At 69.2% G+C, this 26,318-nt stretch carries 33 protein-coding genes and 1 riboswitch; of the genes, 19 read left to right on the top strand and 14 right to left on the bottom strand.

Features of this window, described 5'->3' with window-relative positions; all coding sequences use genetic code 11:
• Positions 1-4 precede the first annotated feature (4 nt).
• The 3 genes from AC060L_RS06585 to AC060L_RS06575 all read right to left on the bottom strand — a co-directional run bounded on the left by AC060L_RS06585 (position 5) and on the right by AC060L_RS06575 (position 3,198).
• The gene (locus AC060L_RS06585; protein ID WP_483797568.1) at positions 5-844 is read right to left on the bottom strand and encodes a carbohydrate ABC transporter permease; all 840 of its coding nucleotides are present in this window, start codon (positions 842-844) and stop codon (positions 5-7) included.
• Positions 841-1,824, bottom strand: a complete 984-nt coding sequence (locus AC060L_RS06580; RefSeq protein ID WP_483797567.1) for a carbohydrate ABC transporter permease — start codon at positions 1,822-1,824, stop codon at positions 841-843. The genes AC060L_RS06585 and AC060L_RS06580 overlap by 4 nt, the downstream gene beginning before the upstream one ends.
• Positions 1,825-1,929: 105 nt before the next feature.
• Entirely contained in the window at positions 1,930-3,198 is a 1,269-nt protein-coding gene (locus tag AC060L_RS06575) for an extracellular solute-binding protein (protein WP_483797566.1), read from the bottom strand.
• Positions 3,199-3,531: 333 nt separating this feature from the next.
• Here AC060L_RS06575 and AC060L_RS06570 point away from each other — a divergent pair, with 333 nt between their 5' ends.
• From AC060L_RS06570 to AC060L_RS06555, 4 genes are all read left to right on the top strand, one after another.
• Complete coding sequence (locus AC060L_RS06570; RefSeq protein ID WP_483797565.1) at positions 3,532-4,368, top strand: GntR family transcriptional regulator; 837 nt, start codon at positions 3,532-3,534, stop codon at positions 4,366-4,368.
• Positions 4,369-4,537: 169 nt separating this feature from the next.
• Complete coding sequence (locus AC060L_RS06565; RefSeq protein ID WP_483797564.1) at positions 4,538-4,948, top strand: VOC family protein; 411 nt, start codon at positions 4,538-4,540, stop codon at positions 4,946-4,948.
• Positions 4,949-5,055: 107 nt separating this feature from the next.
• On the top strand, positions 5,056-5,583 hold the full coding sequence (locus AC060L_RS06560; RefSeq protein ID WP_483797563.1) for a helix-turn-helix transcriptional regulator: 528 nt from the start codon (positions 5,056-5,058) through the stop codon (positions 5,581-5,583).
• Positions 5,584-5,588: 5 nt separating this feature from the next.
• On the top strand, positions 5,589-6,251 hold the full coding sequence (locus AC060L_RS06555) for a glyoxalase (RefSeq protein ID WP_483797562.1): 663 nt from the start codon (positions 5,589-5,591) through the stop codon (positions 6,249-6,251).
• 95 nt (positions 6,252-6,346) lie between these two features.
• Here AC060L_RS06555 and AC060L_RS06550 read toward each other — a convergent pair whose 3' ends face one another.
• Both AC060L_RS06550 and AC060L_RS06545 read right to left on the bottom strand, forming a co-directional pair.
• Positions 6,347-6,739, bottom strand: a complete 393-nt coding sequence (locus AC060L_RS06550) for a fucose-binding lectin II (protein ID WP_483797561.1) — start codon at positions 6,737-6,739, stop codon at positions 6,347-6,349.
• A 183-nt stretch (positions 6,740-6,922) separates the two neighbouring features.
• A complete protein-coding gene (locus AC060L_RS06545; RefSeq protein WP_483797560.1) occupies positions 6,923-7,381 on the bottom strand; it encodes a nuclear transport factor 2 family protein in 459 nt (152 codons plus the stop codon).
• A 247-nt stretch (positions 7,382-7,628) separates the two neighbouring features.
• Here AC060L_RS06545 and AC060L_RS06540 point away from each other — a divergent pair, with 247 nt between their 5' ends.
• Both AC060L_RS06540 and AC060L_RS06535 read left to right on the top strand, forming a co-directional pair.
• Positions 7,629-7,907, top strand: coding sequence for a type II toxin-antitoxin system Phd/YefM family antitoxin (locus AC060L_RS06540; protein WP_483797558.1), 279 nt, complete (start codon positions 7,629-7,631; stop codon positions 7,905-7,907).
• The gene (locus tag AC060L_RS06535) at positions 7,904-8,170 is read left to right on the top strand and encodes a Txe/YoeB family addiction module toxin (protein ID WP_483797557.1); all 267 of its coding nucleotides are present in this window, start codon (positions 7,904-7,906) and stop codon (positions 8,168-8,170) included. Before AC060L_RS06540 ends, AC060L_RS06535 begins: the two co-directional genes overlap by 4 nt.
• Before the next feature lie 166 nt (positions 8,171-8,336).
• On the opposite strand, the gene AC060L_RS06530 is transcribed toward AC060L_RS06535, so the two are convergent.
• The 6 genes from AC060L_RS06530 to AC060L_RS06505 form a co-directional block, all read right to left on the bottom strand.
• The gene (locus AC060L_RS06530) at positions 8,337-8,471 is read right to left on the bottom strand and encodes a hypothetical protein (RefSeq protein ID WP_483797556.1); all 135 of its coding nucleotides are present in this window, start codon (positions 8,469-8,471) and stop codon (positions 8,337-8,339) included.
• Positions 8,472-8,525: 54 nt separating this feature from the next.
• Entirely contained in the window at positions 8,526-8,741 is a 216-nt protein-coding gene (locus AC060L_RS06525; RefSeq protein ID WP_483797555.1) for a PIN domain-containing protein, read from the bottom strand.
• A gap of 19 nt (positions 8,742-8,760) precedes the next feature.
• Complete coding sequence (locus AC060L_RS06520) at positions 8,761-9,036, bottom strand: hypothetical protein (protein ID WP_483797554.1); 276 nt, start codon at positions 9,034-9,036, stop codon at positions 8,761-8,763.
• Between the two features lie 648 nt (positions 9,037-9,684).
• Positions 9,685-9,873, bottom strand: coding sequence for a hypothetical protein (locus AC060L_RS06515; RefSeq protein WP_483797552.1), 189 nt, complete (start codon positions 9,871-9,873; stop codon positions 9,685-9,687).
• Positions 9,870-10,193, bottom strand: coding sequence for a hypothetical protein (locus AC060L_RS06510; protein WP_483797550.1), 324 nt, complete (start codon positions 10,191-10,193; stop codon positions 9,870-9,872). The genes AC060L_RS06515 and AC060L_RS06510 overlap by 4 nt, the downstream gene beginning before the upstream one ends.
• The gene (locus AC060L_RS06505) at positions 10,174-10,428 is read right to left on the bottom strand and encodes a hypothetical protein (protein WP_483797549.1); all 255 of its coding nucleotides are present in this window, start codon (positions 10,426-10,428) and stop codon (positions 10,174-10,176) included. Before AC060L_RS06505 ends, AC060L_RS06510 begins: the two co-directional genes overlap by 20 nt.
• Positions 10,429-10,586: 158 nt before the next feature.
• On the opposite strand from AC060L_RS06505, the gene AC060L_RS06500 reads away from it, so the two are divergent.
• The 9 genes from AC060L_RS06500 to AC060L_RS06460 all read left to right on the top strand — a co-directional run bounded on the left by AC060L_RS06500 (position 10,587) and on the right by AC060L_RS06460 (position 18,179).
• Positions 10,587-11,441: a helix-turn-helix domain-containing protein gene (locus tag AC060L_RS06500; protein WP_483797548.1), complete on the top strand. Its 855-nt coding sequence runs from the start codon at positions 10,587-10,589 to the stop codon at positions 11,439-11,441.
• Positions 11,438-11,650, top strand: a complete 213-nt coding sequence (locus AC060L_RS06495; RefSeq protein ID WP_483797547.1) for a DUF397 domain-containing protein — start codon at positions 11,438-11,440, stop codon at positions 11,648-11,650. Before AC060L_RS06500 ends, AC060L_RS06495 begins: the two co-directional genes overlap by 4 nt.
• A gap of 84 nt (positions 11,651-11,734) precedes the next feature.
• Positions 11,735-12,556, top strand: a complete 822-nt coding sequence (locus AC060L_RS06490) for an alpha/beta fold hydrolase (protein WP_483797546.1) — start codon at positions 11,735-11,737, stop codon at positions 12,554-12,556.
• Positions 12,557-12,718: 162 nt separating this feature from the next.
• Complete coding sequence (locus tag AC060L_RS06485) at positions 12,719-13,735, top strand: NAD-dependent epimerase/dehydratase family protein (RefSeq protein WP_483797545.1); 1,017 nt, start codon at positions 12,719-12,721, stop codon at positions 13,733-13,735.
• A 271-nt stretch (positions 13,736-14,006) separates the two neighbouring features.
• Positions 14,007-14,471 carry a helix-turn-helix domain-containing protein gene (locus tag AC060L_RS06480; RefSeq protein ID WP_483797544.1) on the top strand — a complete coding sequence of 155 codons (465 nt, stop codon included), beginning with the start codon at positions 14,007-14,009 and terminating at the stop codon, positions 14,469-14,471.
• 3 nt (positions 14,472-14,474) lie between these two features.
• Complete coding sequence (locus AC060L_RS06475) at positions 14,475-15,038, top strand: PIN domain-containing protein (RefSeq protein ID WP_483797543.1); 564 nt, start codon at positions 14,475-14,477, stop codon at positions 15,036-15,038.
• A gap of 223 nt (positions 15,039-15,261) precedes the next feature.
• Positions 15,262-15,582, top strand: coding sequence for a DUF3311 domain-containing protein (locus tag AC060L_RS06470; protein WP_483797542.1), 321 nt, complete (start codon positions 15,262-15,264; stop codon positions 15,580-15,582).
• A complete protein-coding gene (gene mctP / locus AC060L_RS06465) occupies positions 15,579-17,210 on the top strand; it encodes a monocarboxylate uptake permease MctP (protein WP_483797541.1) in 1,632 nt (543 codons plus the stop codon). The genes AC060L_RS06470 and mctP overlap by 4 nt, the downstream gene beginning before the upstream one ends.
• 213 nt (positions 17,211-17,423) lie before the next feature.
• Positions 17,424-18,179: a histidine phosphatase family protein gene (locus AC060L_RS06460; RefSeq protein ID WP_483797540.1), complete on the top strand. Its 756-nt coding sequence runs from the start codon at positions 17,424-17,426 to the stop codon at positions 18,177-18,179.
• Positions 18,180-18,237: 58 nt separating this feature from the next.
• Here AC060L_RS06460 and AC060L_RS06455 read toward each other — a convergent pair whose 3' ends face one another.
• On the bottom strand, positions 18,238-18,549 hold the full coding sequence (locus tag AC060L_RS06455) for a transcriptional regulator (protein ID WP_483797539.1): 312 nt from the start codon (positions 18,547-18,549) through the stop codon (positions 18,238-18,240).
• Positions 18,550-18,662: 113 nt separating this feature from the next.
• Positions 18,663-19,130, bottom strand: coding sequence for a hypothetical protein (locus AC060L_RS06450; RefSeq protein ID WP_483797538.1), 468 nt, complete (start codon positions 19,128-19,130; stop codon positions 18,663-18,665).
• A 177-nt stretch (positions 19,131-19,307) separates the two neighbouring features.
• On the opposite strand from AC060L_RS06450, the gene AC060L_RS06445 reads away from it, so the two are divergent.
• On the top strand, positions 19,308-21,044 hold the full coding sequence (locus AC060L_RS06445) for a ricin-type beta-trefoil lectin domain protein (protein ID WP_483797537.1): 1,737 nt from the start codon (positions 19,308-19,310) through the stop codon (positions 21,042-21,044).
• Between the two features lie 195 nt (positions 21,045-21,239).
• Here AC060L_RS06445 and AC060L_RS06440 read toward each other — a convergent pair whose 3' ends face one another.
• Complete coding sequence (locus tag AC060L_RS06440) at positions 21,240-21,956, bottom strand: TetR/AcrR family transcriptional regulator (RefSeq protein ID WP_483797536.1); 717 nt, start codon at positions 21,954-21,956, stop codon at positions 21,240-21,242.
• Positions 21,957-22,191: 235 nt separating this feature from the next.
• On the opposite strand from AC060L_RS06440, the gene AC060L_RS06435 reads away from it, so the two are divergent.
• The 3 genes from AC060L_RS06435 (at position 22,192) to AC060L_RS06425 (ending at position 26,312) form a co-directional block, all read left to right on the top strand.
• Positions 22,192-22,650, top strand: coding sequence for a nitroreductase family deazaflavin-dependent oxidoreductase (locus AC060L_RS06435; RefSeq protein ID WP_483797534.1), 459 nt, complete (start codon positions 22,192-22,194; stop codon positions 22,648-22,650).
• 122 nt (positions 22,651-22,772) lie between these two features.
• Positions 22,773-23,285: a GNAT family N-acetyltransferase gene (locus AC060L_RS06430; RefSeq protein ID WP_483797533.1), complete on the top strand. Its 513-nt coding sequence runs from the start codon at positions 22,773-22,775 to the stop codon at positions 23,283-23,285.
• Positions 23,286-23,544: 259 nt separating this feature from the next.
• Positions 23,545-23,700, top strand: a riboswitch (cobalamin riboswitch).
• A gap of 218 nt (positions 23,701-23,918) precedes the next feature.
• Positions 23,919-26,312 (top strand): ribonucleoside-diphosphate reductase subunit alpha, encoded by a 2,394-nt coding sequence (locus tag AC060L_RS06425; RefSeq protein WP_483797748.1) that lies wholly within the window; start codon positions 23,919-23,921, stop codon positions 26,310-26,312.
• The last annotated feature ends 6 nt before the right edge of the window (positions 26,313-26,318 follow it).

Genomic DNA, 26,318 nt, shown 5'->3' with positions numbered 1-26,318 from the left:
TCGGTCAGCCCTTCACTGCGCCGGCGGTCATCCCGCCGACAGCCTTGCGCTGGAGGAACAGGAAGAGGACGAGGATCGGCAGCGCGAACAGCGTGGAGGCGGCCATGGTGGCGCCCCAGTCGTCGCCGAAGGTGGTCTGGAACGAGGTCAGCCAGAGCGGCAGGGTCTGCGCGGTGCCAGGGCCGGTGGCCTTGTTGAGCACCAGGACCAGCGGGAACTCGTTCCACGCGGTGATGAAGCCGAAGAGCGAGGTGGACATCAGGCCGGGGGCGAGCAGCGGGAGGATCACCTTGACGAAGGCCTGCCCCCGGGTGCAGCCGTCCACCATGGCCGACTCCTCCAGCTCCTTCGGCACGGCGGCGATGAAGCCGCGCAGCGTCCAGATCGTGAAGGGCAGCACCATCATCGCGTAGAAGACGATCAGCGGCACCAGGCTGTTGAGCATGTCGTTGTCGCGGACGATCAGGTAGCACGCGATGACCATGATCTCCCAGGGCGCCATCTGCGCCATCATGATCACCAGGATGAAGCTCTTGCGGCCGCGGAACCGCATCCGGGTCACCGCGAACGCGGCCATGGTGCCGATCACCAGCGAGGCGACCACCGAAGTGATCGTCACGATCAGGCTGTTGCCGACCATCTCCCAGAACTGCGGCGCGTTGGTCGCGGTGCTGAAGTGCTCGAAGGTGGCGTGCAGCGGGAAGAAGACCGGGGTCTTGCTGATGATGTCGTTGTTCTGCTTGAAGGCCGTGGTGGCCATCCAGTAGACCGGGAACGCGAAGAAGACCAGCAGGACGACGGCCACCAGGTTGGCCCAGCTGCGGCCAAGGAAAGAGCGCCTCACAGCTCGTCCTCCTGCTTCAGAATCACGCGGATGTAGAAGGCCATCGCGACGGCCAGCATCACGATGGTGAGCACCGCGATCGCACCGGCGACGCCGAAGTGCTGGTTCCCGATGCCCTCGACGTACGCGTAGACCGGCAGCGTCTCGGTGCTGCGGTCCGGGCCGCCGTTGTTGATGGCGAAGACCTGGGTGAAGCACTTGAAGATCCAGACGATCTCCAGGAACGTCGTCCCCAGGAAGAACGGCTTCAGGCTCGGGAAGATCACCGTGCTGAAGATCCGCAGCGAGCCGGCGCCGTCCATCCGGGCCGCCTCGTAGAGCTCGGCCGGGATCGTGGTCAGGCCCGCGTACATGGTCAGTGCGACGAACGGGATCGAGCCCCAGACGATCAGCAGGATGATCACGAAGAACGTCGAGTACTGCGTGCTGTACCAGTTGAAGGTGGCCATGCTGTGCCACCCGAGCCGGTCCAGGAACCAGTTGACGACGCCGTAGCGGGAGTCGAAGAGCCAGGTGTAGACGGTGGCCTGAGCCACGAACGGCATCGCCCAGGCGAGGATCAGGCCGATCGACAGGACCAGCCGCATCGCCTTGCCGAGGCGGTTCAGCAGCAGGCCGGTCAGCGAGCCGCCGATCATCACCAGCACGACGCAGATCAGCACGAAGGCGACCGAGCGGCCCGTCGTGTGCCAGAAGTCGGAGCTGGTCAGCTGCGCCTTGTAGTTGTCGAAGCCGTTCCACTCGGTGAGGTGCAGGATCAGCTGGCGCTTGTTCATGTTCTGCAGCGACAGCAGAACCGTCTTCAGCAGTGGCCAGCCGAGCAGGACCAGGGTGGCCGCGGTGGCCGGCAGCAGCAGCAGGTACGGCGCGCTGCGACTGAGCCGGCTCGGGCCCGCGGCCTTTCTGCCACTCGTCAGGGCGTCGCCCGCCCCGGCTTTTCCGGCGGGGCTCACCCGCACCGGATCCGACTGAACAGCCATCGCCTTCTCACTTCCCTCACGCCTGGCCGGCCTCGCTGAAAAACATGCTGGCGGCGCCACCCGCCGGCTCCGTCAGGAGAGCCGGCGGGCGACGCCGCTGGGGTGTTACTGAGACTGGCCCAGACGCTGGGTGATCTGGTCGTCGAACTTCTTCGCGGTGGCGTCGTAGTCGGCGCCCTGGAGGACCGCGGCCATGAAGTCCTTGATCGGGTTCGGGTCGTTCTCGACGTTGGACCAGGCCGGGATGTTCGGCGTGGTGGCGCCGCTCGCCGAGGCCGGGACGGCCGCCTTGGCGTAGTCGGAGGTGGCCAGCGAGTCCAGCGAGGTCTTGTTCGGGACCAGGCCGGCGGCGGCCATCTGGCCCTCGTACTTGTCGGAGAGCGCGATCTTCAGGAAGCCCTTGGCCAGGTCCTGGTTCTTGCTCGCCTGGGCGATCGCCAGGTTCGAGCCGCCGAGGAAGACGCCCGAGGGCTTGTCCGCGGTCTTGCCCGGCAGGGCGAAGTAGCCCACCTGGTCGGCCGGCATGTCCTTGACGGCCGGGGCCTCCCAGCCGAGGCCGATCATCGAGCCGACGTCACCCTTGGGGAACAGGGTGGACTGCTGCGGGGTCGCCTCGTCCTTGTCCTTGGGGGCGTTGGAGTAGCTCTGCAGCTTCTGGTAGGTCGCGAAGGCGTCCTTGGCCTCCGGCGACTCCAGGTTGCCGACCCACTTGCTGCCGTTCTGCTTGGCGACCTGGCCGCCGCTGCCCGCGATCAGGCCGAAGTAGGTGTACCACTCCTCGCCCGGCAGGTAGATCGGGTTCGGGACGCCGGCGGCCTTGAGCTTGTCGAGGTCGCCGTAGAAGTCGGCCAGCGTGGTCGGGGTGCCGGTGATGCCGGCCTTCGTCCACAGCGCCTTGTTGTAGATGACGACGCGGTTGGCGAAGTACCACGGCGCGGCGTACTGCTTGCCGTCGAACACCGAGGAGGCGTTCAGGTTCGGCGCCCAGTCGGCGCCGCCGAGGTCGGTCTTGGCGGAGGTCAGGTCGGCGAGGCCGCCGGTGGCCGCGTAGCCCGCGGTCTGGGTGTTGCCGAGCTCCAGGACGTCGACCGAGCCCTCGGAGAGCGCGGTGGTGACCTTCTGGCCGATCCCGTCCCACTTCTGGATCTGGATGTTCAGCTTGGCGCCCGGGTACGCCGCCTCGAAGTCGGCCTTGACACCGTCCTGCCAGGCCTGCGGCGCGGAGCCGTCCATGAACCAGGCGGTCAGGGTCTTGCCGTTGTAGTTGGCCGGCTTGCCGCCCGCGGTGTCGTCCTTCTTGGCCGACGAACCACACGCCGCGACGCCGACGACCATAGCCGCGACGCCGACCGCCGCGATGAGCTGACGCTTCACGCCATCCTCCTGAGGGATGCCCGGGTGCCCCCCATCGGCGGCCAGCGACATACCCTCGCAAACCGGAAGGAAGCGTGTCGCGAACCCGTGTGATGGGCTGGGGATTCATGAGTTGGTCTGCAGTGGTGTAGACCAGATGCCTGGAGCTTGGCCTAGACCAATGGACGTGTCAACGGCCCGAAGAGCAATCAGGACGAGCCGTTATCAAGCCGACACCGCTCATCGTTCATCGTGTGATGACGTGCCCGTCGTCTCGGCATACGTGCAACGATGTGTGCCGTTAACAAGGTGGCGGGACCATGTGCGGTCTCGCGAGGAGCGGAGAAGCGGCCCATGAGCAGCGACGGGGGCACCACGGCCCAGCTTCGGGCGCACACCCCCCAGGCGGGTGAGGCGGCCCCGGCGCCCGGGAACGGGACCGCCGGCGGGACCGGTGGCGGCGAGACGGCCGGCGCGCGGGTGCCCAAGTACTACGGACTGAAGCGCCACCTGCTGCAGCTCACCGAGACCCAGCCGGCCGGCACCCCGGTCCCGCCGGAGCGCGCGCTGGCCGCGCAGTTCGACACCTCCCGCACCACCGTGCGCCAGGCGCTCCAGGAGCTGGTGGTCGAAGGCCGGCTGGAGCGGATCCAGGGCAAGGGCACGTTCGTCGCCAAGCCGAAGGTCGCCCAGGCGCTGCAGCTCACCTCCTACACCGAGGACATGCGCGCCCAGGGCCTGGAGCCCACCTCCCGGCTGATCGAGGTCGGCTACGTCACCGCCGACGACCACCTCGCCCCGCTCCTCGACATCAAGCCCGGCGGCCGGGTGCTCCGGATCGAGCGCCTGCGCCTGGCCAACGGCGACCCGATGGCGATCGAGGTCGCGCACCTGTCGGCGAAGCGGTTCCCGGCGCTGCGCCGCAACCTGGTCAAGTACAACTCGCTGTACACCGCGCTGCGCGAGGTCTACGAGGTCGTGGTGGCGGAGGCCGAGGAGACCATCGAGACCACGCTGGCGAACCCGCGCGAGGCCGGGCTGCTGGGGTCGGACCTCGGGCTGCCGATGCTCCAGCTGTCGCGGCACTCCTTCGACGCCGAAGGAGCGCCGGTGGAGTGGGTGCGCTCGATCTACCGGGGGGACCGGTACAAGTTCATCACCCGGCTCCAGCGGCCGGGCGGGGACGCGTAGCTCCCGCCGCTGCTCATCGCTGCCGACGCCCCCGTCGCCCACCCGGGCGGCGGGGGCGTCGTGCCACCACGGCCGACTGCGGCGGTGCATGTGAACGTGAATATCCGAGCATGACGATCGATCAGGATTCGAGAAGCGCGGGGCACCGAGCCGCTCTACCCTGCTCGGCATGGAGCTCACCATTCACATGTGTTCCCTGCCGCACGACGACCCGGACGCGTCGCTTGCCTTCTACCGCGACGTCCTCGGCCTGGAGGTCCGCAGCGACGTCGGTCAGGGCAAGATGCGCTGGATCACGGTCGGCCCGGCGGGCCAGCCCGAGACGTCCATCCTCCTGGCGCCGCCGGCCGCCGACCCGGGAGTCACCGAGGCCGAGCGGCGCACCATCACCGAGATGATGGCCAAGGGCACCTACGGCTGGATCCTGCTGGCCACACCGGACCTCGACGCCACGTTCGAGAGGGTGCAGGCCGGTGACACCGAGGTCGTGCAGGAGCCGACCGAGCAGCCGTACGGCATCCGCGACTGCGCCTTCCGTGACCCCGCGGGCAACCTGGTCCGCATCCAGGAGCTTCGCTGAGCCTGCGGGCATCGGTACGGCCGCGCCGTGCCGTGGCGCGTCCACGTCCGCACCCCTGGTCGAAGGGAGAGAACTCGATGAAAGACGAAGGGAAGGGGAGTCCTGACATGTGTCTGCCCGAGTGGCGGCGTGCGCGCGTCGAGGCGCAGCACCTGACCGATCTCGCGCGGCTGCGCCGTGTCCGGGACCGGATCGACCGGGAGTACGCGCAGCCGCTGGACGTGGAGGCGCTCGCCCGCGGTGTGCACATGTCCGCCGGGCACCTCAGCCGGCAGTTCCGCGCCGCCTACGGTGAGTCGCCGTACTCGTACCTGATGACGCGCCGCATCGAGCGGGCGACGGCGCTGCTGCGGCGTGGCGACCTGAGCGTCACCGAGGTCTGCTTCGAGGTCGGCTGCGCATCGCTGGGCACGTTCACCACCCGCTTCAGCGAGCTGGTCGGCATGTCACCCGGGGTCTTCCGGCGCCGCGCCGCGGAGGCGGCAGCTGCGGAGGCCACGGAGGCCACGCGTGCCGATACCGGTGCCGCGAGGCCCGGGATCAGGCTGGAGGGGATGCCGGCCTGCGTGGCGAAGCAGGTGACGAGACCGGTCAGGAATCGAGAAGCCCCCGCCACCGGGCAGCCCCTAGCGTGAATGTCATGGCAACCACCACCGCATCCACCGCATCCGTCACCTCCATCGCATCCGTCACCCTCGAGGTGGCCGATCTCGAGGCCGCCCAGCGCTTCTACACCGCCTTCGGCGTGGACGCGCACGTCCGCCTGCGGGCGTCCGATGCACAGTCCACCGGGTTCCGCGGCTTCACCCTGGCGCTCACGGTCTCCCGGCTGGCCACCGTCGACGGCTTCATCGGCGACGCCGTGAACGCCGGCGCCACGGTGCTGAAGCCCGCGGAGAAGTCGCTGTGGGGCTACGGCGGCGTCGTCCAGGCGCCGGACGGGACGATCTGGAAGGTCGCGACCTCGGCGAAGAAGGACACCGGCCCGGCCACCCGCGAGATCGACGACTTCGTCCTGCTGCTCGGCGTCGAGGACATGAAGGCCAGCAAGCAGTTCTACGTCGGTCAGGGCCTGACCGTGGCCAAGAGCTTCGGCGGCAAGTACACCGAGTTCGCCGCCGGCAAGTCCGGCACCGTCAAGCTGGCCCTGTACAAGCGCCGTGGTCTGGCCAAGGAGCTCGGCATCCCCGCCGAGGGCACCGGCTCGCACCGCATCACCCTCGGCAGCACCGCCGGCTCCTTCACCGACCCGGACGGGTTCGCCTGGGAGGCCGTCACGTCGGCCACTCCCGCGGCGTCCTGACTCCCCGCTACGTCGGCTACGCACGATGCACCGAATCCCGTACCGGCCGGACGTGCGCGTGCTGCGGGCACGCGCAGTCCGGCCTCCGGGGTCCGCTACGCCTTCGGGGTGTGCCAGCTGAACTCGAGGATGGCGTCGTTGTAGTCGGCGTCGTCGCCGTTCTCGGCCACGACGACCATCAGGTTGTAGTTGCCGATGCCATACGGGCCACCGCTGTTGAGCTTGCTCGGCTTGGCGACACCATCGTCCCCGGTGTACGTGAAGGTGGCGGTGAGTACGCCGCCATCCGACTTGAACTGCTCCTGGCCGACGATGGTGTTGCGCTCTCCGGTTCCGGTGTACGACAGAACCACGATGCCGGCCTTGTCGGTGATCGTGACGGCCTGCTGGAGCTTCGAGTTGGTCTTCACCTTGGCCGTGACGGTTACGCCGGCGGGAAGCTGAATCTCGGCCTTGTTGTCCTTGACGAAGACGTACGCGATAGACACTGAGCGCTCCTTTGTATCGGGTGGACCCGGAGAACGAGATCGTCACTCCGGGTTTCGAAGTGATTATCCAGAGTGAGCGAAGATCAGAGTAGTCACCCAGGAGCCAGAAGTGATCGGATTGGTGGAATCCAGGACAGGAACGCCAGCCTGGTGCTAGGGCGGGACCAGGCGAGGCGTGCCCGGTCAGCCGGGCTTCGTCATCCCGCCCAAGGGGGTACGGCGTGGCGATACCTTGCGATGGCTGATCCGCCAGCCGTCGGCGGTGCGCACGACGGTGTCGTCGTAGGAGACGGAACCGCAGGAGCCGTCCGCCTTGATGCCCAGACCCTTGGATCGGACCTGCACCCGGCCGTCTGCCCACGCCGTCACGACGACGTTCGTCACGTGATGCGCGACGGGGTTGGCGGCTGCCAGCGCCCATGCCGCTTCTCGGATGGCCGCCACCCCGGACAGCGACTCCTGACCGAAGTCGGTGAGGTCGTAGACAACATCGGGGGTGAACAGCTCCTCCAACCGGTCCAGGCTTCCGTCGTCAACAAGGTGACCATGCAACGCGACCAGTTCGGTGATGGCCAGGCGATCTTCCAGAGCGAGTGACACGCGCATCCTCTCCAGCCCGGCCTGGAAAGCCAGGCCGGGCATTGATCCGTCGTCAGCGAAGCAGCGAAGCACGTCTTACGGGACAAGCCCCGAGGGTAAGGGCTAGGCGCAGGGCGGTCTCCCGTTCGAGACACGACAACTTCTCGGGGTTGCGCACGAAGTACAGCCCGGTGATCAGGCCGTCCTCAGTCCGCACCGCCAGAGCGATCACGAAGTCGAGGCAAGCGGCACTCAACCCCCGCAGCGCCAAGGCAGACCAAGGGGCAGAGCGTACGTTATTATGTACGGCATGAAGACGATGAGTGCGACTGAACTCCGCGGCAACCTCGCCGCCGCGCTCGACGCCGTCGAGAACGACGCCGAAGAACTCGTTATCACCCGCGCCGGCCACGAACCGTTGGTCGTCGTCTCCCTCGCCGAGTACGCGTCACTACGCGAGACCGACTACCTGCTCCGCTCCCCGGCGAACGCCGATCACCTGCGCCGCTCCCTGCAGGAATACCGGGAAGGCCGCGTCCAGGCCCGCGAGCTGATCGACCCCGACGGCCTCACCGAGCCGACCGCGTGAAGGTCCAGTTCACCGAGCGCGGCTGGAACGACTACCTGTCCTGGCAAGCGGACGATCGCCGCCTCCTCAAGCGCATCAACCAGTTGATTGACGACATCCGCCGCAACGGCAACGAGGGCATCGGCAAGCCCGAGCCTTTGCGCCATGAGCTCGCTGGGGCCTGGTCCCGCCGGATCGACCAGGAGCACCGCCTGGTCTACGTCCTCGACGAGCAAGCCGACACCGTCTGTGTCGTCGCCTGCCGCTACCACTACGGCAAGTAGAGCCTCTACCGTCCTGCCCCCGCCGCTGCGCTCTGGCATCGAGCCGAGACGTCGCACTGTCGGACCTCGCGGAGAGGAACGCCGGGTGGTTGCGGTTCCGGTTGCATTCGCATGTGTTCACAGCTCGGGCAAATCAGGTAATTCGAAGCCGCCGTTCGCAGCGTACCTACACCTGGTACTCCCACGGGTTCAGCGTGAGCGCGCCTGTCCGGGCCAGATGCTTGATGTTCCGGCTCACCACTGTCCAACCGTTCGCGATAGCGGTTGCGGCGATCAGTGCGTCCGGCGGGTCGATACTCATTCCGGAGCCCTTGAGCTGCCGGTGGACGGCAAGGTAGGCAAGAGCCTCGCGCTCTCAGATGGCAGCGATCCGGTCGCGGTACTCATCCCGGATGCCCTCAAGCGCCCGCTCGAAGGAAGCCTGCCGCAGCAGGTCAGGCGCCGCCGCGATCCCTGCCTCGATCTCGGCGATCGTGATCACACTGAGGTAGAGGGCGGGAGCCGGGACGGAGCGGGCCCATGCGACGACCGCCGGGGCCGGCTTCGGCCGAGTGGTGATCTCGGCGACCACGTTGTGTCGAGCAGGTAGATCACTCGCCGTCCACCGCGTCATCGTAGGAGCGCTGCCCGAACTCCAGCCCTTCGAAAGGTGCCGACAGGAGCCGCTCAAGGAATCTGTCGCTCCCGAGGGTCGCCCAACGATGCAGCATGGCTGGCAGAGCGTCGATGTCGACATCAGCGAGTTCGGCATCGAAATGCTCGACTTGATCCGCGGGCAGGGACTCCCTGATCTCGCGGATCGTCCGCAGGGGATGCGGTTCACCAGGACGGCTCGGCGGCCGCGGCAGATTCGGGGCAGTGCTCATGTGATCGGCTCCTCCTCGGTGCAGCCCTCAAGCCAGTATGGGCAACTCCAGCGTAGAGTCCGGGCGCGTCTGGCGTCAGTCGGCTCTTGAAGACGGCATGGTGCAGCAACCTGCTGCCCGGACTTGTCCGTGCCCAGGGCCAGCGTCTGGGCAGCGCGGTCGGCTTTCGGGGGATCCACCCGCGAAGGCGTCGGCCGGCCGTCCGTTCAACTATTGCGAGGGTGAGCACCGATGCCGCTTGCTGCCCTGATGTCGTGCGCCTGTTCACGGCTGGCAGTTCGTACGACTGCGGCCGGGGGATGACAGCGACCGTGACCGCGCTCACGATCAGCCGGCCGTTCTCGATCGTGTACACGATGCGATAGTCCCCAACCCTGAGACACCATCGCGAGTTGTGCCCCTGGAGGGCCTTGATGTCGAACGCCGCAGTGTCGCCTTCGTCCAACGCCTTGATGTACATCTATACGCCTCGCGACCCCACCACGGCATGACCGTCGAGGCGGGCGCCGATCGGATCAGCGCCCGCCTGCCCGATGGCACCGTCACCGAGATCACCTTCGATGCACTGGGCCGGATCGCGACGATCAACTCCACTGGGCCGCGCCGAGGACTGCGACGAGACACGCCCTTGGCCCTCTCCATCTCCTTCTATGTCGGCCGGGCGTGCGCGTGCCGGGGGCAGGCGCAGTCGGGCCAGCGGTCGGTCAGGCGGCTCTCGAAGTAGTCGGGGTCGATCCGGACGGTCTGCTTGCGGGCGACGTTCACCCGCTTTCCGGTGGCGGTGATCCGGTAGACCCGGAGCGTCATCCTGCTGCCGTTGTTCCTGCTATCGCTCATCGCTCCAGCTCCCTTCGCACAACGGGCAGCTCGGCCAGCCCAGGGGGCAGGACGGCACCCGGGATGATCCGGCCAGTGCAGCGCGCGTGGTCGAGGATGTAGTCGGCCAGCGCCTGGACCACCCGGACACTGCACCCGCCGAGCTCGACGTGCACACCGAGCTCGGTGACGGTGAGGCGGGCACCGGCCAGCCCAGGCAGGTACGGAAGTCCACCCAGGGCCATCGCAGAAGCCAGCGCGTTGACCGCGCGCTCGGCGGCCGCGCGCTGCTCGTTCTCGTCGTAGCGCTCCCCGGCGAGGTCAACTCGGCTGCTGTCCACTGGACTCCAGTCCCTTCCGGATCACGTTGGTGAGCTTGACGATGGTGGCGGGCCGGGCGGCACCGAGGTCGATCAGGAAGACACCAGTCGTCTGCCCATTGCGCCAGTCCACGCCCACGCTGGGGAGAACGACGGTGGCGAGCGCGAGGACGGCGTTCAAGTCCTCCAGGGCGTCGGCGGCTTCCTGGCGCGCATTGGCGAGCTGGCGGGCGAGCGGGGTGGGCGGGGTGGGCATGGCTGCTCCATTGCATGGGGGATGCACAGTGCGACCAGTTGGTCACTTTCTGCTCCAAGCATCGGCAACTGTGCTTATCCTCGCCAGAGGTGGATCCTGCCGGAGGCAACTGATGCTGCCGCCTCCGGGCAAACTCCTGCCCACGGAAGGAAGCTGCGGTGCCCGGTCGAAAGAATGAGCTGGACCCGAGCGAGTCGTTCGGCACTCTGTTCGGCGGAATGCTGCGCATGCTGCGCGAGGCGAAAGGTATGTCACAGCCGCAGCTGGCCGCCCAAGTCCCCTGCGATGACAGTCATATCAGCCGCGTGGAGAGTGGTGGCCGGGTGCCGAAGGAGGATCTCGCGGCGCGCTGTGACGTGATCCTGGTGACCGGCGGGGTGCTGATGTTCCTGATGCCGTTCGTGAGACGTCGGCTGGCGGAGGTCTTCATCGAAGGCTTCATGGAGTACGTCGAGGAAGAGGCCAAGGCCATCGAGCTGCGGATCTTCGAGAACGCGAGCGTGCCGGGACTGCTTCAGACTCCTGCCTATGCCAGGGCGATCCTCGGCTTCGGAGTCGCTCGGGGTAATCGGATGGACGATTCGCCAAGCACGCTCGATGATGCCGTCGCCGTCCGGCTCGACCGTCAGCAGATCCTCACCTCAGAGGCACCAGCGTTCGCTTTCTTCGTGATTGACGAGAGTGCGTTGATGCGTCCGGTCGGTGGCAAGGAGGTGATGCGAGCACAGCTGGACCACCTGCTGGCTGTCGCCGAGCTCCCGAACGTGGTCATTCAGATCGCACCCTTGTCCGTGGGCGAGTGCCTGCCACTTTGGCATTCGCTCCATCTACTGACCCTCCCTGACGGTTCGCTGGTTGGGTACACCGAGTCATTGCAGAAGGGCTCGGTGGTGCGCGACAAAGCAACGACCAGCCAGTGGCAGCGTCTGTATGCTCTCCTCCAAGTTGCCGCCCTCTCGGAGGAGGCGTCCATGGAGCTGATCCGTAAAGTCAAGAAGGATTTGTACTCATGAGCAACGACCTAGCCACGGTCCTTTGGCGCAAGGCGAGTTACAGCACCAACCAGGGTGCCTGCATCGAGATCGCCGACGGTCAGCTCCCCGGCCTCACCCCCGTCCGTGACTCCAAGGACCCGTCCGGCCCGGCCCTCACCTTCCCCGCCGCCTCCTTCGCGGCCTTCGTCACCTCCATCAAGTCCGGCACCCTACCTACAGGCGACTGATTCGCCAGTCACCCGCTCCCGGCAGACTCCTTCTCAACGGGCCGAACACACGGCCCGGGACTGCGAATCCACCAGGAGCACCCGATGCCGTTCTTCGAGACCACCACCGACGGAACCCGCCTCGCCTACGAGGAGTACGGGACCGGGCAGCCCATCGTCTTCGTCTCCAGCTGGGTGCTGAACGCCGACATGTGGGAGTACCAGATCCCGTACTTCGTCGAGCGCGGCTACCGCTGCATCGCGCTGGACCGGCGCGGACACGGACGCTCCGACCGGCCGTCCACCGGGTACGACATGGACACCATCGCCGACGATCTCGCCTCCCTGCTCGCCCACTTGGACATCCGGGACGCAATCCTCGTCGGCCACTCGATGGGCACCTGCGAGATCGCCCGCTACCTGGCCCGGCACGGCGAGGAGCGGGTGTCGAAGATCGCCCTCGTCTCGGCGACCCTGCCGTTCCTGCACCAGACCGACGACAACCCGGTCGCCGTGCCGGAGGCGATGTTCGAGGCCAACTTCGCCGAGTTCGTGCGGGACCGGCCGAACTGGTTCGCCCGGCAGGCCCAGATCTGGTTCGGCACCCACCTCGGCAACGCCGTCTCGCCCGCGACGATCGAGTGGACCATCAACCAGTGCCTCAGCGCCTCCCCGTGGGCGTCGGCCAACCTGATGCGGAACATGTTCTACACCGACTTCCGGGCCGGCCTGCGCGAGATCACCGTGCCCACGCTGCTCGTCCACGGCGTCGCGGACTCGGCGGCGAACATCGACCTGACGGCGCGTCGGGTCAAGGAGCTGGTCCCGAACAACATCTTGAAGGAGTACCCGACCGCCAGCCACGGGCTCTACATGAGCCACAAGGACGAGCTCAACGCCGACCTGCTGGACTTCATCAAGGCCTGACTCAAGGCCTGAATCAAGGCCTGAGGAATTATCCCCTCGCGCCGCTCGACGGCCGGTGCTAGTGTCCCGGCCGTCGGCGCTACCGGAACGAGGTGAGGTTATGGGTGCTCAGAGCGAGCTTCGCCATGCCCTCATCACCACGAACTTCCGGAGTCGCACACCGTGCACAGCACCACTTCTTCACCGTCCTCACCGCTGAACCTTCTGGTACTCGGCGGCACCCGCTTCCTGGGCCGCGCCGTCGTCGAAGCCGCACTGGCCGACGGCCACCAGGTGACCCTCTTCAACCGGGGTCGCACAAATCCCGGCCTCTTCCCGGGCGTTGAGACCATCATCGGCGACCGCACCGAGGACCAGGACCTGTCCGCCCTGACGCACCGCTCCTGGGACGCCGTCATCGACGTCGCGGGCTACGACCCGCAGGTGGTGAGCCGCTCCTGCGAGGCGCTTCGCAGCAGCGTCCAGCGCTACGTCTTCGTCTCCTCCCTCTCCGTCCTCGCCGACCAGACCACCCCGCAGGACGAGGACGGCGCCGTGCTCCAACTCCGCGACGGGATACCGCCGGAGCAGGCGTACGGCGCACGCAAGGCGGCGTGCGAGCAGATCGTGCGCGCCGCCTTCGGCGAGCGGGCCTCGATCGTCCGGCCCGGCATGATCGTCGGACCGCACGACCCGACGGACCGCTTCGCGTACTGGCCGCGCCGCTTCGCCCGTGGCGGGCGGGTGCTGCTCCCGGGCGACCCGGCGGACGCCGCGCAGTTCATCGACGTCCGGGACCTCGCAAGCTGGATCCTGCGCTGCGTCCGGTCGGAGCTCGGCGGAGTCTTCAACGTGACCGGCCGGCCGATGCCGTTCGGCACCTTCTTCGACGCCTGCCGCAGTCTCTCCGCCGACACCGCCACCGCCACCGAGCCGGTCTGGGTGTCGAGCGAACGGCTCCTCGCGGCCGGGGTCGACCCGTGGATGGGCGTCCCGATGTGGATCGCCGACCCGGACTGCACCGCGATCAACCAGGTGGACGTCTCCCGCGCCCTCGCCGCCGGCCTGACCCTCCGCCCGCTGGCGCACACCCTGGCGGACACCCTCGCCTGGGACACCGCACGCGGCGGCCCGTCCGAAGGCGCCGAGGGACTCACCCCCGCCGAAGAGCAGCGCCTGCTGCGCGAACTCGCCACCTGACCACCTGACCCACCCGCCCCCACACGAGCCGGCCGGCCCGCCCCCCATCCGGGCCGGCCGGCTCACTGCCCTCACTCTTCGGTCCACGATCGAGTGATCTTCCACCAAGCGTCACTCAGAGCAGCCGGGCGACTGCCAACATTGCTCACAGTAAGCGCGCATCTCACTCTTCCGAGTGATCGGTCGCGCCCTAATGCTTGGCTCAAGCATTTTCCGGGAAGCATTGCGATTGCTTCGCCTGTTGCGAATACTGCGATTGGGAGGATGTGACATGGCAGCTACGACCGAGGGCAGAAAGATCGCCCCTGGAACCGTCGATGTGGACGTGGCGACACGCGCCCTGCGGCGCATCCGCGACTACTTGAGCCTCACTCGCGAGCAGACGGACGAGATCGAGATCCACATCGAGGGCGACGACAACGAGGTACTGGTCGTCCCCCGCCCCGCTGCGGAGATGTTCGCCGACATCCTCGCCGCACTCTCACGCGGGCAGGGCGTGCAGCTGATGCCGGTCAACGCGGAACTCACCACCCAGCAAGCCGCTGAGCTGATGAACGTGTCACGCCCCTACCTGATCGGCCTGCTCGATCGCGGTGAGATCCCGCATCGTCTCGTAGGGCGCCACAGGCGCATCCGCTTCGACGACCTGACCCGCTACCTTCGCGATGATGATCGCAAACGCAAGAACGCCATCGATGAACTGACCCGGTTGGACCAGGAGTTGGGACAGGACTGACCGATGGCCTTCGTGGTGGTCTACGACGCCTGCGCGCTGTACCCGAACACGCTCCGGAACCTGCTGATCCGCGTGGCCCGGGCCCGCTTGGTACAAGCCAAGTGGAGCGACAGGATCCTCGACGAAATGTGCCGTGCACGCGGCAGGCAGGGGGTGCCGGCGGCAAGCCTCCAGCGCTTACGCAAGCTCATGAACGAGGCCGTACGGGACTGCCTGGTCAGCGGCTACGAGCCGCTTGTCCCAGGGCTCACGCTGCCGGACCCTGATGATCGCCACGTACTGGCAGCGGCCATCAAGGCCGGCGCTCAAGTGATCGTGACGGCCAACCTGTCTGATTTCCCACCGGCGTATCTGGCTCAATGGGGCATCGAGGCAAAGAGCCCCGACGACTTCATGCTCGACCTGCTCAGCCTGGACGAGCGAGTCGTCTACTCCTGCGTGCAGCAGATCGTCGATGAACGCACCTCACCACCCGAGACCTTCGAGGACGTTCTCGGCCAACTGGAGCGCTCCGGACTCGTCGAGTCAGCCTCCTTTCTGCGCCTCGGACCGGCCACCGCCCCCTGAGGGACGAACCCGCTGGCCGTGCGGACGGCTCCGCTCAGCGGAACTCCGGCGTCCGCTCACCAAGATGGCCGATATACCCGGGTGACAGGACAGCATCAGGTGCCCTACATTCCGGTGCAGTCCAAGCCGATCACCACGGGCGCTGTTCGGCGGGCGCGCAGGCCGCCCGGTCGTCGCGCTGCGGCGCTGTTGGGGATCCCCTTCCACCGCCGGAGTCCGCCCTATGCCCACCACACCTGACGCACCATCGGCACCACCGGGCGCAGCGCCCCCGGCGGTCACTCCCGAGCGGGTGCTGGCCGGCGTCGCGCTGGCCGTGCCGGTCGTCGCGCTGCTCTGGGTCTCGTCCTACTCGAAGCTGACGCCCAAGCTGCTCGGGGTGCCGTTCTTCTACTGGTACCAGATCCTCTGGATCCCGGCCTCGGCGCTCTTCACCGGCGCCGCGTACATCCTGCTGACCCGCGACGAGAAGGCCCGCAAGGCCGCCCGCGCCGCCGGTGCCGCCGGTGCCACCCGCCCCGCCCAGGGCGGTGAGCCGCGATGAAGCACGGCGTCAACACGGTCGCGCTGACGGTGTTCATCCTCTTCTTCCTGCTGGTCACCGTGATGGGCTTCCTGGCCTCCCGGTGGCGGCGCGGCAGCGACGAGCTGCACCTCGACGAGTGGGGGCTGGGCGGCCGCAGCTTCGGCACCTGGATCACCTGGTTCCTGCTCGGCGGCGACCTCTACACCGCGTACACCTTCATCGCCGTCCCGGCGGCGGTCTACGGTTCGGGCGCGGCGGGCTTCTTCGCGGTGCCGTACACGATCATCGCCTACCCGCTGGTCTTCATCTTCCTGCCGCGCCTGTGGTCGGTCGCGCGGGTGCACGGGTACGTCACCCCGGCCGACTTCGTGCGCGGGCGGTACGGCTCGCGCGGGCTCTCGCTCGCCGTCGCGCTGACCGGGATCCTCGCCACCATGCCGTACATCGCACTGCAACTGGTCGGGATCCAGGCGGTGCTGGACACGCTCGGGGTCGGCGGCGGCGCGCACGCCAACTGGTTCGTCAAGGACCTGCCGCTCTTCCTCGCGTTCGCGGTGCTGGCCGCGTACACGTACTCCTCGGGCCTGCGGGCACCGGCGCTGATCGCGTTCGTCAAGGACACGCTGGTCTACATCGTCATCATCGTCGCGGTGATCTACCTGCCGATGCGGCTCGGCGGCTACGGCCACATCTTCGACAGCGCCGCGCAGAAGTTCAGCGCGATCAACCCGAAGACGCACCAGCCGGTCGGCGCGATGGTGACCGGCCCGAAGGCGCAGTGGACGTACGCGACGCTCGCGCTCGGCTCCTCGCTGGCGCTCTTCATGTACCCCCACACCGTCACCGGCGTGCTGGCCGCCAAGTCGCGCACCACCGTGCGCCGCAACATGGCGATCCTGCCCGCCTACTCGCTGATGCTCGGCCTGCTCGCGCTGCTCGGGTTCCTGGCGATCGCGGCCGGGGTCGGCAAGGGGGTGCCGGGCTACAACGCGCAGCTCGCGGTGCCGCAGCTGTTCGCCAAGCTGTTCCCGGACTGGTTCACCGGCGTCGCGTTCGCGGCGATCGGGATCGGTGCGCTGGTGCCGGCCGCGATCATGTCGATCGCCGCCGCCAACCTCTTCACCCGCAACGTGTACAAGGAGTTCTTCAAGCCGGACGCGACCCCGCAGCAGGAGACCAGGGTCGCCAAGCTCGCCTCGCTGCTGGTCAAGGTCGGCGCGCTGATCTTCGTGCTCGGCATGGACAAGCAGCTCGCGATCAACCTGCAACTGCTCGGCGGGATCTGGATCCTGCAGACCTGCGTCTCGATCGTCTCCGGCCTCTTCACCCGCTGGTTCCACCACTGGGCGCTGCTCGCCGGCTGGGCGGTCGGCATGGCGTACGGCACCTGGAAGGCGTACGGCATCGCCTCCCCCGCCACCAAGCACTTCGGCGGCAGCTCGGCGAACATCCCGGTGATCGGCCAGATCGGCTACATCGGGCTGACCGCGTTCGTGCTCAATCTGGGCCTCGCGGCGGTGCTCACGCTGGTGCTGCGGGCGGCGAAGACGCCGGACGGCGTGGACGAGACCTCGCCGTCGGACTACAGCGCGGAGGCGGGCGACCCAGAGCTTGCCGATGCGCCCCAAGCGGTGGCGGCGCATTAAGCGCCCCGACGTGCGCCCTGTGACCGTGCCGCCGCCTCCCTCAACACTGAGGGGAGGTGGCGGCGCGATCATATGTGCGCAGAGCTCGTACCGCTGTGCGCAGAGCTCGTACCGTGGGTCCGTACCCCGGGCTCGCCCGGCGAGCCCGTACGGAGAGCTGACCAGCTACCCGATCCACCCCCACATCACCACAGCGACGGGGAGCACCGGCCCATGCCAGAGCTGAGCACCATCCTCAACGGACATCCGCGCCAGGACGCGGCGGCGGCGCTGCCGTCCGTCCTGATCGCGACCCGGCACGGCGAGAGCCTGGCCAACGCGGAGTTCGCGATCGCCGACGCCACCGGCGCGCTGAGCGTGCCGATCACCTGCCGGGACGCCGACATCCCGCTCACCATCCACGGGCAGTCCCAGGCGCAGGCCCTGGGCCGCTGGTGGGCCGAGCTGCCGCCCGCCGACCGGCCGCGCTCGGTCTGGTGCTCGCCGTACGTGCGCACCACCGAGACCGCGCGGATCGCGATCGCGCAGGCGGCCGGGCTCGGCGCGGTGCCGGTCGGCCTGCCGGTCCGCTACGACGAGCGGCTGCGCGACCGGGAGCTCGGGGTGCTGGAGATGCTCACCGCCGCGGCGGTCGAGAAGCACCACCCCGACGAGGCGGCGCGGCGGCGCAAGCTCGGCGAGCTGTACTACCGGCCGCCGGGCGGCGAGAGCTGGGCGGACGTCGCGCTGCGGGTGCGCGACTGCCTGCGGGACGTCTGCGCGGCGGAGGCCGGGCAGCCGGTGCTGCTGGTCGGGCACGACAACGTGGTGCTGATGCTGCGCTACGTGCTGGAGCAGCTCTCCGAGGAGCGGCTGCTCGCGCTCGAACCGGTGCGCAACTGCTCGGCCAGCGTGTGGCGTTCGGCGCAGCAGCGGCTGCGGCCCGAGCAGTGGAACGCGGTCGGGCACCTGGCGGGCACGGCGGGCTGAGCGGGCGCGCGGACTGATTGCGGCGCGGCCGGGCGGCCGGCTACGGCTGGGCGTCCGGCTACGGCCGGTCGTCCGGCTGCTGCTCGGCCGCCGTGCGGGCGGCGGCCACGATCGCCTGGAGCGCGGCCAGGTGCGCCTCCAGCGCACGCCGGCCGGGCTCGGTGAGCGAGAGCCAGGTGCGCGGGCGCTTGCCGACGTAGCCCTTGCGCACCTTGACGTACCCGGCCGCCTCCAGCGCGCCGACGATCCGGCTGACGCTCGCGTCGGAGATCCGGCAGTAGTCGCGGACGGCGGCGAACTCGGCCTCGTGACAGCCGGAGAGGAAGCCGACCAGCGCGAGCCGGGTGGGGTGGTGGATCACCTCGTCCACCTCGGGGAGCCCAGCCCCCTGAGGCAGCCCCGCGCCCTCGGGCTCTGAACCACTCCCGCTCCCACCCTCGGGCGCCGGGCCGTCCTCGATCATCGTTCTCCCGCTCCGGTCGCTCACGCGCCGGCCGCCCGGCGCTCGCGCTCGCTGGTCCACCACAGGAAGCCGCCGAGCAACACGGCCGAGGTCACCGAGCCCGCCCAGACGCCGCCCGGGATCGCCGCGAGCCAGCCGACAGCGTAGACCGGCAGGCTCTGCCATTGCGCGCGCAGCCTGGCCCTGCGGTACGGGCTCTCCCTGGGCAGCACCAGCACCCCGCCGGGCCGGACCGCGGCGAGGTGCACGGCCAGGAAGCCCAGCCCGCTGAAGAACAGCGTCACCACCATCCAGCCCCGCCAGGGGTGGACGAAGAGCGCCGGTGCGAGCGCATAGCTGGCGGCGCCCAGCAGGCCGCGCGTCGGCGGGTACCAGGCCGGCGCGGGCCGGGGCGCGACGCCGGCCCGGCGCGCCTCCTCATAGGCCCGGAGCGCAGCCGCTGCGGCTGCTGCGGCGGTGGCGGGTGACGGCGGTTCGGTGATGGACATGGATCCCCCTTCTCGGTTCGCTCTCATCATGGCATCTACTTTTGCGATGCAAAAGTACTTTCGCCGAGATGCCGAACCATCATGCTTGTTTCTGCTCATTCTGGCGATCTCATTGACATGAATGAACATGACGGCTGCACTGGGTGCGCATCAGCCCCCGCCGGAAGGAGCCCTTTCGTGCCCTCGGTACGCCTCCGCCGCACGCTCTCGCACCTCCTCACCACCACCGCACTGGTAGCCCTGCCGCTGGCCGCGACCCCGGCCATGGCCGCCACGACTGCCACCACCGCCGCCACCAAGTCCCCCGCAGTCGCAGCAACAGACGCCAAGACGCCGTCCACACCACTGCTCGCCGCCACCCCACCGATGGGCTGGAACGACTGGGCCCACTACCAGTGCGGCATCGACGAGCAGACCATCACCTCCAATGCCGACGCGCTGGTCTCCAGCGGCCTGGCTGCCAAGGGCTACACCACCGTGACGGTGGACGACTGCTGGATGGCGAGCAGCCGCGACAGCGCCGGCAACCTGGTCGCCGACCCGGTCAAGTTCCCGGACGGGATGGCCTGGCTCGGCAGCTACCTGCACAGCAAGGGCCTCAAGTTCGGCATCTACGAGGACGCCGGCTCCAGCACCTGCGGCGGCTACCCCGGCAGCGGACTCCCCCAGGGCGGCGGCGCCGATCACTTCGCGCAGGACGCCGCGACCTTCGCCTCCTGGGGCGTGGACTACCTCAAGCTGGACGGCTGCAACGTCTGGACCGCGCCCGGCCAGACCCAGGAGCAGGCCTACCGCCAGGCGTACGACGCGCAGTCCGCCGCACTTGCCGGCAGTGGCCGGGCGATCACCTTCTCGGAGTCCGCGCCCGCGTACTTCCAGAGCGGCGAGTGGGGCAACCCGAGCTGGTTCTCGGTGCTCGGCTGGGTCGGCCAGGACGGCCAGCTCTGGCGCGAGGGCTACGACATCGCCACCTTCGACGCGAGCAACCCGACCGCCTCGCGGTGGAGTTCGGTGCTCTCCAACTACGGCTACAACCGCTGGATCGGCCGCTACGCGAAGCCCGGCAACTGGAACGACCCGGACTTCCTGATCGCCGGTGACGGCGGGCTGACCGACGACGAATCGCGCAGCCAGGTCGCACTCTGGTCGATGATGGCCGCCCCGATGATCCTCTCCTCGGACGTCGCCCACCTCTCCCCCGCCGCACTCGCCGCGCTCGGCAACAAGGACCTGGTCGCGCTCGACCAGGACAGCGCGGGCCGGCAGGCCTCGGTGGTCTCCAGCAACGGCAGCACCGACGTGCTGGCCCGCCCGCTGGCGAACGGCGACCGCGCGGTGGCCGTGCTCAACCGCTCGGCGAGCGCCGCCTCGATCAGCACCTCGCTCGCCTCGATCGGGCTGCCGAGCTGCACGGCGAGCGCCAAGAACCTGTGGACCGGGGCGAGTTCCACCGTCTCGTCCACGCTCACCGCGACCGTCCCGGCGCACGGCACGGCGGTGTGGCGACTCACCCCGAAGGGCTGCGCAGCTCCGCTGCCGACCGGGCAGTTGACCGGCAACGGCGCCAAGTGCGCTGACGACTCCAACAGTTCGACGGCCGACGGCAACCCGGTGATCCTCTACAGCTGCACCGGCAATCCGAACCAGCGGTGGACCCTGAACCCGGACTCGACCGTCCGCACGCTCGGCAAGTGCCTGACGGAGTCCGGCACTTCGGCCGGCTCCTGGGTCACGCTCAACTCCTGCGGCGGCACCGGACAGCAGTGGACGGCCCAGCCCGACGGCACCCTGACCAACCACGCCTCCGGCCTCTGCCTGGACGTCTACGGCGGCGGCAGCGCCGACAGCACCCGGCTGGACGTCTGGACCTGCGGCGACCACCAGGCCAACCAGGCCTGGTCGCTCCCGGTCTGACATCCGGCCGACACAGACCGCCGGTCGCGGGCCGACCCCACAGCCCCGCGACCGGCAACCACTTCTGAGCACAACTTCACGACCGACCTCACGACCGGCCACGCGACACCGGTCGACGATGGGGCGTCAGGACGGCCGGCCGGCCGCCCGGACGCCCCATTCGGCGTTCACCGCCCGGCGTTCAATGCCCGCTGTTCAGCGCGGGGCGTCCGGAAGGCCCAGCAGGTCCGCCATCTGCTCCACCGAGTAGTCGAAGAACGCATCGGCCGGATCCGCGCTGCCCACGAGGTGACCGAAGAGCTCGAACCCGACCATGCCGAACAGCTGCGTCCACGCGATCATCGTCCGGGCCAGGACGACCTGGGGCAGCTCCGGCGCGTACTGCTCGGCGATCCTCGCGAGCTGACCGGAGAGCTCCGGGGAGAGCGGTGGCGCCGGTGCCGCCGCCAGCCGTCCGCCCGCAGCGCGCATCACCTCGACGAACGCGAGCGGGATCCGGGCCGCCGAGGCGATGGTCTCCGGCGGCGCGTGGTAGCCGGGCACCGGAGTGCCGTAGAGCAGCGCGTACTCGTGCGGGTGCGCCAGCGCCCACTGGCGCACGGCCGAGCAGAGCGCGCGCCAGCGCGGCCGCGCACCGGGCGCGGCACCGGATGCCGCCTGGGCCGCCTGGGCCGCCCGCTCGACCGCGTCGGCGAGGTCGTCGTACGCATCGATGATCAATGCGGTGAGCAGCTCGTCGCGGCTCGGGAAGTAGCGGTAGAGCGCCGAGGAGGCCATCCCGAGGGCGCGCGCGACGGCGCGCAGCGAGAGCTGTTGCGCCCCCGCCACCTCGACCTGGCGTCGAGCCTCTTGCTTGATCTCGATGGTGAGCTCTTCGCGGGCACGCTCCCGCGCAGTTCGAATCGCGGCCATGGGGGTAAGCCTGCCACACATGCGAGCAGCGCACGTGAATCAGAGCAGTGACCCGTCTTGAGAGCATCGCTTCGAAACGAGAGCAGTGCTCTTGACTCTCCGGCGCCGCTGCGGGACTCTGGAAACAGGAAACGAGAGCACTGCTCTCGAACAGGATCACCGATCTCGTTCGCTATCACTGCTCCCGCAGCACCAGCACCACCGCCACCACTCGTCCCACCGGAGGAGCCCCCCGATGTCACAGTCAGAAGCCCCGCGCTACGTCTACTCCGGCAGCCGCGCCCTGGTCTGGAGCAACCGCCTGGTCGCCGCGCTCACCCGGGCCGGGATCAGCCTCTGGGGCTCGCGGGTCCTCGCCGTGCGCGGCCGCAAGAGCGGTGAGTGGCGCACCACCCCCGTGAACCTGCTCACCCACCAGGGCGCCCGCTACCTGGTCGCGCCGCGCGGCCACACCCAGTGGGTGCGCAACCTGCGCGCCTCGGGCACCGGCGAGCTGCGCCTGGGCAAGAAGGTCGAGGTGTTCCACGCGACCGAGCTCGCCGACAGCGAGAAGCCCGAGGTGCTGCGCGCCTACCTGCGGCGCTGGAAGTTCGAGGTCGGCGTCTTCTTCCAGGGCGTGGACGCCAACGCCTCCGAGGCCGAGCTGCTCCGGATCGCCCCCGGCTACCCGGTCTTCCGGCTCGCCGAGCACTGAGCCGCGCTCCCGCCTCGCCCTCCCACCTCGCCGCCGCACCGGACCCCGTTCAGGACCCCTCCCGACCCCGTTCAGGACCCCTCCCGACCGTCCACGAACCACGGCTTTGGCAGACTGTCCCGATGAGCATCCTCATCCGCGCCGCACGTGCAGAAGATCTCGACCCCGCGGGCGAGGTCACCGTCGAGGCCTTCGTCGGCGACGGCCACACCGACCCCGAGTCCCCCTACATCGCGCTGCTGCGCGACACCGCCCGCCGGGCCGCCGAGGCCGAGCTGCTGGTCGCCGTCGATCCGGCGGACCTCTCGCACGGCCCGTCCGGCCGGGTGCTGGGCTGTGTGACCTTCGCGGTCGGCGGCACCGAGTGGGCCGACATAGCGACGCCCGAGGAGGGCGAGATCCGGATGCTGGCCGCCGCAGCAGCAGCCCGCGGGCGCGGCGTCGGCGAGGCGCTGGTCCGGGCCTGCATCGCGCGGGCCCGCGAGCTCGAACTGGCCGGGATGGCCTTCTCCACCCGGCCCGGGATGACGGCGGCGCACCGGATCTACGAGCGGGTGGGCTTCCGCCGCGCGCCCGAGCGCGACTGGTACCCGCGGCCCGAGATCGACCTGCTCGTCTACGCGATGGCCTTCTGACAGCCCAGCCCCGACGCACCCCGACGCCACCCCGCAACACGCCGACCGGCGCCCCCGCCGGCCCCCGTCACACCGCTGCCGCACCCCTGCCGTACCCCCACCCCGCGCCCCCGCCGACACGCCGATCCGACATGCCGTCAGGCCCTGTGTGGGGCGGCTCGTGCGCACGCGGAGGCGTCACCGTTGCAGCTCCGTCACGAGTCTGACACGCCCTGCCACACAACATGTGGTGCTTCATCTTCGAGGCACCACTAGATGTATGCTCTCTCTCGCTGTCGATGCAGGGGAACCCGGTGCGAACCCGGGACTGCCCCGCAGCGGTGAGCGGGCCCGCCCACAGGCATTTCCGAGGCTTAGCAAGGCCTCCCAGGGCGTCCCCGCCAGTCCGAGTACCTGCCGACGGTGTGCCACCGGCTTCCCCGCAGAGGCCCTATCGCACGTATGTCAGTCCGGGCCTCGCGGGTGGGCTCAGGGACGCCGCCGTCGCACGCCACCACTGGTTGGCGTGCGCGCTGCTGCCCTGCTCCGCTCGCGCCGGTCCGGTGCTCCGCCGCCCTCCCTCGGGTCGGCGGAGTTGCCCCGTCCGCCGCGTCGCCAGGAGAGAGCGCCTTGACCACCGCTGCCTCAGCCACCCTGCCCACCCAGGGATCCAGCACCTCCCCCGCCTCCAAGTCCGACCCCGGGTCGGCGCTGCTGCGGCTGCTGACGGACCTGAGCTGCGACCTCCCCCAGGCCGACCCCGGCCACGTGGCCGCCGCCGCGCTGCGCGGCCGCAACGCCGGCTCCGACTTCGCCGAGCTGCGCGGGCTGGCCATGGAAGCCGCCGCCTCGATGATCGCCGAGGACCCGCAGTACTCGAAGCTGGCCGCCCGCCTGCTCGCCCAGGAGATCTCGGACGAGGCCGACAGCCAGGGCGCCACCTCCTTCGCCGCCTCGATCGCGGTCGGCCACGCCGAGGGCCTGATCGGCGACACCACCGCCGACTTCGTCGCCAAGCACGCCGCCGCGCTCGACGCGCTGATCGACCCGGACGGCGACGGCCGGTTCGAGTACTTCGGCCTGCGCACCGTGCAGTCCCGCTACCTGCTGCGCCACCCGATCACCCGCAAGGTGGTCGAGAAGCCGCAGCACTTCCTGCTGCGCGTCGCGAGCGGCCTGGCGGTCGGCGACAGCGAGCAGTCGGTCGCCGAGGTGGCCGAGCTGTACCGCCTGATGAGCCGGCTGGAGTACCTGACCTCCTCGCCGACCCTCTTCAACTCCGGCACCCGGCACCCGCAGATGTCCAGCTGCTACCTGCTGGACTCGCCGCTGGACAACCTGGACTCGATCTACTCCCGCTACGCGCAGATCGCCCGGCTCTCCAAGCACGCCGGCGGCATCGGCCTGTCCTACTCGCGGATCCGCTCGCGCGGCAGCCTGATCCGCGGCACGAACGGCAAGTCCAACGGCATCGTGCCGTTCCTGCGCACGCTGGACTCCTCGGTCGCCGCGGTCAACCAGGGCGGCCGGCGCAAGGGCGCGGCCTGCGTCTACCTGGAGACCTGGCACGCCGACATCGAGGAGTTCCTCGAGCTGCGCGACAACACCGGTGAGGAGGCGCGCCGCACGCACAACCTCAACCTGGCGCACTGGATCCCGGACGAGTTCATGCGCCGGGTGAACGCCAACGCCGACTGGTCGCTCTTCTCCCCGGCCGACGTCCCCGAGCTGGTCGACCTGTGGGGCGAGGAGTTCGACGAGGCGTACCTGAAGGCCGAGGCGGCCGGCAAGGCCGTCCGCAGCATCCCCGCGCAGACGCTCTACGCCCGGATGATGCGCACCCTGGCGCAGACCGGCAACGGCTGGATGACCTTCAAGGACGCCTCCAACCGCGCCGCCAACCAGACCGCGCTGCCCGGCCGCACCGTGCACTCCTCGAACCTGTGCACCGAGATCCTGGAGGTCACCGACGACTCCGAGACCGCGGTCTGCAACCTCGGCTCGGTCAACCTCGGCGCGCACGTCGCCGACGGCGCGTCGGCCGACGACCTGCTGAACGCGCTGGACTGGGAGCGCCTGGACGCCACCGTGCGCACCGCGGTGACCTTCCTCGACCGCGTGGTGGACATCAACTTCTACCCGACCACCGAGGCCGGCACCTCCAACTCCCGCTGGCGCCCGGTCGGCCTGGGCGTGATGGGCCTGCAGGACGTCTTCTTCAAGCTCCGGCTCGACTTCGACTCCGCCGAGGCCCGCAAGCTCTCCACGCTGATCTCCGAGCGGATCATGCTGACCGCGTACGAGCGCTCCAGCGAGCTCGCCGAGCAGTTCGGGCAGCACCCGGCGTACGGCGAGACCCGCGCCGCCCGCGGCCAGCTGCACATCGACCACTTCGACACCGCGCCGCAGTGGCAGGACCGCTGGGACGCGCTGCGCGCCACGATCGCCCGCACCGGCCTGCGCAACTCGCTGCTGCTCGCGATCGCGCCGACCGCGACGATCGCCTCGATCGCCGGCGTCTACGAGTGCATCGAGCCGCAGGTCTCCAACCTGTTCAAGCGCGAGACGCTGTCCGGCGAGTTCCTCCAGGTCAACCCGTACCTGGTGCGCGAGCTGAAGGAGCTCGGCGTCTGGGACCAGCAGACCCGGGACGCGCTGCGCGACGCCAACGGCTCGGTGCAGGACTTCAACTGGCTGCCCGCCGAGGTCCGTTCGCTCTACCGCACGGCCTGGGAGCTGCCCCAGCGCGCGCTGATCGACCTGGCCGCCGCCCGGCAGCCGTTCATCGACCAGAGCCAGTCGCTGAACCTGTTCATGGCCGCGCCGACCATCGGCAAGCTCAGCTCGATGTACGCGTACGCGTGGAAGGTCGGTCTGAAGACCACCTACTACCTGCGCTCGCGTCCGGCCACCCGGATCGCCCAGGCCGCGTCCGGCGCCGCCCGTCCGGCAGTCAGTATCCCCTCCCCCACGATGACCCCCGAGGAGCAGGCCGCCGCCCTCGCCTGCTCCCTGGAGAACCCCGAGTCCTGCGAGGCCTGCCAGTGAGCACCA

It is taken from the genome of Kitasatospora sp. NEAU-69, assembly GCF_057158765.1.
The sequence above is the reverse complement of the archived record's forward strand: the minus strand, read 5'-3'. Positions and strand labels throughout refer to the sequence as shown.